At 67.8% G+C, this 6116-nt stretch carries 4 protein-coding genes; 2 read left to right on the forward strand and 2 right to left on the reverse strand.

Annotated features, from left to right (window positions below):
• Positions 1 to 2: 2 nt before the first annotated feature.
• Entirely contained in the window at positions 3 to 356 is a 354-nt protein-coding gene (locus AC5RUJ_RS09440) for an Rv2175c family DNA-binding protein (protein WP_494014841.1), read from the reverse strand.
• 217 nt (positions 357 to 573) lie between these two features.
• On the opposite strand from AC5RUJ_RS09440, the gene AC5RUJ_RS09445 reads away from it, so the two are divergent.
• Positions 574 to 2343: a LysM peptidoglycan-binding domain-containing protein gene (locus tag AC5RUJ_RS09445; RefSeq protein ID WP_494155796.1), complete on the forward strand. Its 1770-nt coding sequence runs from the start codon at positions 574 to 576 to the stop codon at positions 2341 to 2343.
• A gap of 81 nt (positions 2344 to 2424) precedes the next feature.
• A complete protein-coding gene (gene pknB / locus AC5RUJ_RS09450; protein WP_494129112.1) occupies positions 2425 to 4407 on the forward strand; it encodes a Stk1 family PASTA domain-containing Ser/Thr kinase in 1983 nt (660 codons plus the stop codon).
• Between the two features lie 159 nt (positions 4408 to 4566).
• Here the strand turns inward: pknB and AC5RUJ_RS09455 are convergent, their stop codons facing one another.
• On the reverse strand, positions 4567 to 5952 hold the full coding sequence (locus AC5RUJ_RS09455) for a class II 3-deoxy-7-phosphoheptulonate synthase (RefSeq protein WP_493999453.1): 1386 nt from the start codon (positions 5950 to 5952) through the stop codon (positions 4567 to 4569).
• Positions 5953 to 6116: the final 164 nt, after the last annotated feature.

The following is a 6116-nucleotide window of genomic DNA, read 5'->3' on the forward strand; positions in this document are numbered from 1 at the left end:
CCCTACCAGCCGAGCGCCTGGGCGCGGCGGCGGATCTCGGTTTTGCGGCCCTCGCGCAGCGCGTCGATGGGCCGGCCGGGCAGCGAGTCATCGGCGGTGAAGAGCCAGACCAGGGCTTCCTCATCGCTGTAGCCGGCGTCGGACAGCACCGCCAGGGTCCCCTTGAGGCTTTCGAGCACGGTCCCGCCGACCAGGAACGCCGCCGGCACCGAGCGGATCCTGCGCTCCCCCACGCGCGCCTCCACCAAGGCGCGTTCTTCGAGCAGGGCGTGCACCTTTTTAATGGAGACGTCCAGTTGTTCGGCGACGTCGGGAAGGGGCAGCCAGTCGGTAATCAGTTCTTCAAGTTCACTCACCGTATAAGGGTGCCACGGCGGCCCCCGCGGAGCCATTTCCTTTTCGACACGCCGCCTTCATTCTTCATTCTCCGCCGGTGGCTTTTGTGTTATGCGTCAATAGTGTAAATTCACTTGAGTAACAGCTTTCACATCGATAACAAACGGCACACCAGTACCACTGTGCGGCCCGTTGGGGGACGCTCGCCAGGCCGCAGAACAAGGATGAGGGACACCAATGACCGATCAGCGCCCGATCACGCGCAACGACCGCAGCCAGCCCCGCCGGGTACTACTGTCCGCGGCAGCAACCGCGGCGATTCCCGCCGTCGTGCTGTCCTCCGCTGCCTTGGCCATGCCGGCCCAGGCAGCCGAGCTGCCGCCGCGCTCTGCGCTGCAGCCCAAGGCGGCGATTCCGGGCGTTACGGTTCCGGCGACCGCTTTCATTCCCGCTTCCCAGGTTGCCGCCCGATTGCCCGCTTCCCTGCGGGCGCAGAACACTCCCGCCGTCCATACGGTGAGGGCCGGCGAGACGATCAGCGGCATCGCGGCCCGGTACGGCCTCTCCACGCAGAAGGTACTGTCGCTGAACGGCCTCAGTGCCAGCACCATCATTCACCCGGGGCAGAAGATCAAGCTGGGCGGCTCGGCCGCCAAGTCCTCCGGCAACGCCGCGAAGCAGTCCTCGTCGGGTTCCGGCAGCTACACCGTCAGGTCCGGCGATACCCTCTCCGGCATCGCCGCCAAGCACGGCATGAGCCTGGGCGCCGTGCTCTCGGCCAACAACCTCAAGATCAGCTCGATCATCTACCCGGGCCAGAAGATCTCGGTCAACGGCGGCGCCGCCCAGGTCTCGGCCGCCTCAACCGTTACCCGTGCGAAACCTTCCACCAAAACCGTCGCCGGTACCGGCAGCTACACGGTCAAGTCGGGCGATACCCTCTCCGGGATTGCCGCCAAGCACGGCATGGGTTTGGGCGCCCTCCTCTCCGCCAACAACCTCAAGATCAGCTCGATCATCTACCCGGGCCAGAAGATCTCGGTCAACGGCGCGGCCAAGGCCTCCAGCGCCTCCGCCCCGGCCGCGCAGGCGAAACCTTCCACCAAGGCGGTCGCGCCCTCCGGCACCGGCAGCTACACGGTCAGGCCGGGCGATACCCTCTCCGGGATTGCCGCCCGCCACGGCATGAGCCTGGGCTCCGTCCTCTCCGCCAACAACCTCAAGGTCACCTCGGTCATTTACCCCGGACAGAAGATCAAGGTGAGCGGTTCGTCGGTCACCAGCGCGTCGGCGTCGTCCAAGGCACCGGCCAACAGCGCCGCAGCCACCGGCGGGGGCAGCTATACGGTCAAGTCCGGCGATACGCTGTCCGGCATTGCCGGCAAGCTGAACGTGACCCTGTCCAGCCTGCTGCAGTCCAGCGGCCTGAAGTCGACGTCGATCATCCACCCGGGCCAGAAGATCACCGTCCCCGGCGGTGCGCAAACCACGACGTCGAGTGTGGGCACCGCGTCGGCCCAGCCGCTGGTTCCCAGTACCTTCCTGCACTACACCTACCCGGCCGCGGTGGTGGGCAAGGCGAACGAGAACAAGCGCCTGCTGCTCTCCACCCCGCAGCCCACCCAGGCGCAGATGAAGGACATCATCGCCGAGACGGCCGTCAAGATGGGGGTGGACCCGCGGCTCGCCCTGGCGCACGCCTACCAGGAATCCGGCTTCCAGCAGGACGCCGTGTCCCCGGCCAACGCGATCGGCGCCATGCAGGTCATTCCGTCCTCGGGCGAGTGGGCCTCGACCCTGGTGGGCCGCAAGCTCAACCTGCTGGATCCGTACGACAACGCAACCGCCGGCGTAGCGATCATCCGATCCCTGGTGAGCACCAGCCCGTCCCTGGACATCGCCATTGCGTCCTACTACCAGGGCCAGTATGGCGTGATGACGTACGGCATGTACAAGGATACGAAGGCCTACGTGGCCGCGGTGAAATCGCACATGAAGAAGTTCTAGCGGCCACCGCCCCCGTGGCAAAAGGACCCGAATCGCAGTGTTGATTCGGGTCCTTTCGCTCATCGGACTTAGGATCATAGAGTGCAACCGGCAACTGATTCACTGGTCGGCGCCCTGATCGACGGGCGCTACCGGGTTGCCTCGCGCCTGGCGCGCGGCGGGATGTCCACCGTTTACCTGGCGTCCGACACCCGGCTGGACCGCAATGTGGCGCTCAAGGTCCTCTATCCCTACCTGGCGGAAGACGCCGGCTTCCTGGAGCGGTTTGAACGCGAGGCCAAGTCCGCGGCCCGGCTCTCACACCCCCATGTGGTGGGCGTCTACGACCAGGGCATCGACGGCAACGTCGCCTACCTCGCGATGGAATATGTGCCCGGACACACGCTGCGGGACCTGCTCGACGAGTCCGCTCCGCTGACGCCGCGGCATGCGCTGGCTGTCCTTGATCCTGTGATCGAGGGGCTCGCCGCAGCGCACGCCGCTGGTCTGGTGCACCGGGACATCAAGCCGGAGAACGTGCTGATGTCCGACGACGGCCGGGTCAAGCTCGGAGACTTCGGCCTGGCACGCGCCGTGACCACCAGCACCAACACCGGGTCCCTGATCGGGACGGTGGCGTACCTGCCGCCCGAATTGGTCACCGGCACCGCGTCCGATGAACGCAGCGATGTCTACTCGGTGGGCATCATGCTGTTCGAGATGCTGACCGGGCGTCAGCCGTTCACCGGCGACGTGCCGATCCAGGTGGCATTCCAGCACGTCAATTCCACCGTCCCCGCGCCGTCGACCCTGGTTCCCGGGCTGGCTCCCGACCTCGACGAACTGGTGCTCTGGTGCACCGGATCCGATCCGGACCAGCGGCCGGTGGACGCCGCCGCGCTGCTGGGTGAACTGCGGCACGTGCACAAATCCCTCAGCGACGCCCAGCTGGATGCGCGGCCTCCCCGGGCCGAGCCGGCGGGAACATCATCCACCCAGGTCATCCCGTCCGATCCGCACCGCACCACCGTCATTTCCCGCTCCGCAAACCACACGCAGGTTTTCAGGGCCGGCGAGGCCGCCGCGGCGGCACCGGCCGCGCAGCAGCGCCCGCTCTCCGCCCGCGATTCCAAGAAGCGCCAGCGGGAACTCGCCCGCCAATCGCGGCGTCCCGAACAGAACCTGCGCCGCGGAAATCCCCGGCGCCGGGGCATCATCTGGATTGTCGTGCTGGCCATCCTGGCCGCCTTGGTCGCAGCCGCAGGGTGGTTCTTCGGCATGGGGCCAGGCGCCATTGTTTCCGTACCCGACGTTGCCGGCAAGCCGGTGGCCGAAGCCGAGGGCATGCTACGGGAACAGGGGTTGGAGTACACGCTCGAGGAAGTCTTCGACGAGAAGTTGGCCGCGGGGGTAGCCGTCGGCACGGAACCCGATGCGCCCGTCGAAGTCCGCCGCTTCGAGCAGGTGGCCCTCGTGGTCTCGAAGGGCCCGGAGCTCTTCGGCGTGCCCGCGTTGGCGGGCATGAGCGTGGAGGAGGCCACCGCCGCGCTGGAGGAGGCTGGGCTGGCCGCCGGTGATGTCAAGGAGAAGTACGACGAAGAAGCAGCGGCGGGTACCGTCCTCGGCCACAAACCCGGCGAGGGCGAACAACTGCGGCGGGGCACCGCCGTCGGGCTCACGGTCTCCAAGGGGCCGAAGCCGTTCAGCGTGCCGCAGGTGGTGGGCCAGCCGCAGTCCGACGCCGCCGCAGCCTTGGAAGGCGCCGGCCTGAAGGTGGCGGTGGCCCCGGAGGCCGTGTTCGACCGCAACGTCCCGGCCGGCTCGGTCGCGGCGCAGACGCCGGCCGAAGGACAGGTCATCCGCGGTGACACCGTGACGCTGACGCTTTCCAAGGGCCCGCGGATGGTCGAGGTTCCGGACACCGTGGGCCGGCAGGTCGACGAGGCGAAGCGCGCGCTGGAGGACCTGGGCTTCGAGGTGAAGGTCAAGGAGTTCCTCGGCGGCTTCTTCGGCACCGTGCGGACGCAGGACCCGGACAGCGGGTCGCTGCCGGAGGGATCGGTCATCACCCTGACCGTGGTGTGACGCTGTCCCTGGCGCGAGCAAGAGCCTGAGCCGGCAAGCCGGCGGCTCGCCCCGCCCGCGTCCCGTGAAGCCGGAAGGCCAGGAACCTGTTCACCTGGTTCCGGGCCTTCCATCTCGTCCCGGTCCTGAGGAGCGCGGGGACGGCGGGCGTGCGGCGGGCTACCGCTGGCGGGAGAGCGCCCCCGCCACCAGGAACGCCATCTCCAGGGACTGCATGTGGTTCAGCCGCGGGTCGCAGACGGACTCGTAGCGGTCCAGGAAGGCGTTCTGATCGATGGGATCGGCGCCGCCCAAGCACTCCGCCACGTCGTCGCCGGTCATTTCCACGTGCAGGCCGCCCGGGAAGGTGCCCAGTTCGTGGTGCACGTCGAAGAAACCGCGCACCTCCTCGATGACGTCGTCGAAGTTCCGGGTCTTGTAGCCGTTGGGCGAGGTGACCGTGTTGCCGTGCATGGGGTCGGTCACCCAGAGCACCTTGGCGCCGCTCTCGGTGACCCGCTTTACGAGCTCCGGCAGCTTGTGGCGGATGTTGCCGGCACCCATCCGCGTGATGAAGGTCAGCCTGCCCGGCTCGCGCTCGGGATCCAGTTTGTCGATCAGCCGCAGGGCGTCGTCGGCGGACGTGGTCGGGCCCAGCTTGACGCCGATGGGGTTCCGCACCCGGGACAGGAAGTCCACGTGGGCGCCGTCCAGCTGGCGGGTGCGTTCACCGATCCAGAGGAAATGCCCGGAGGTGTTGTAAGGCAGGCCCGTCCGCGAATCGATGCGGGTCAGCGCGCGCTCGTAGTCCAGCACCAGCGCCTCGTGGCTGGCGAAGAACTCGACCCGCTTGAGGGCGTCGAAGTCGGCGCCGCAGGCATCCATGAACTTCACGGCGCGGTCGATTTCGCGTGCCAGTGACTCGTAGCGCGAATGCGCCGGGTTGGCCGTGAAGCCCTTGTTCCAGTGGTGCACCAGGCGCAGGTCGGCGAAACCGCCCTGGGTGAAAGCCCGAATCAGGTTCAGGGTGGAAGCGGACGTGTGGTACGCCTGCACCATCCGGCTGGCATCGTGGGCCCGGGACTCGGGGGTGAATTCGAAGCCGTTGACCATGTCGCCGCGGTAGGCCGGCAGGGTCACGCCTTCACGGGTTTCGTCGTTGGACGAGCGGGGCTTCGCGAACTGCCCGGCCATCCGGCCCATCTTGATCACGGGCAGCGAGGCGCCGTAGGTGAGCACCACGGCCATCTGCAGGATGGTCTTGACGCGGGCACTGATCTTGTCGGCAGTGGCCGCGCCGAAGGTTTCGGCGCAGTCCCCGCCCTGGAGCAGGAACGCCTTGCCGTCGGCGGCCAGGGCCAGACGCTCCCGCAGGACGTCGACTTCCCCGGCAAAGACCAGCGGCGGCAGGGAGTTCAGCTCGGCAACGGAGGACGCGTAGACCGAGGGATCGTGCCAGGTGGGCTGCTGCACCACCGGCAGCTCTCGCCAGTCATCCAGACCGGGATAGTCCGCTGCCGTCGGCAGCTGGTCGGGAACGGAAGAAATGAAGGTTGTATCGGTCACCCTTCAATCGTAGACCTGCGGCTTCGCTGGCTTCACGTGCAGGGGTCATGGGCCGCCACACGGGCGTCACATTCCGACGGCGTCAGCGCCGGCCCTTCCGGCCGGATCGCGGGACTGTTCCCCCGGCGTCCGGGAGGCCGGCGGCCTCCGGTCCTTCCGCCGCG

It is taken from the genome of Arthrobacter sp. Y3223164 (assembly GCF_059091005.1).

What these genes read in the sequence shown, in the direction of transcription:
- AC5RUJ_RS09445 (WP_494155796.1), top strand. Translation starts at nt 574, where the DNA reads ATGACCGATCAGCGCCCGATCACGCGCAACGACCGCAGCCAGCCCCGC.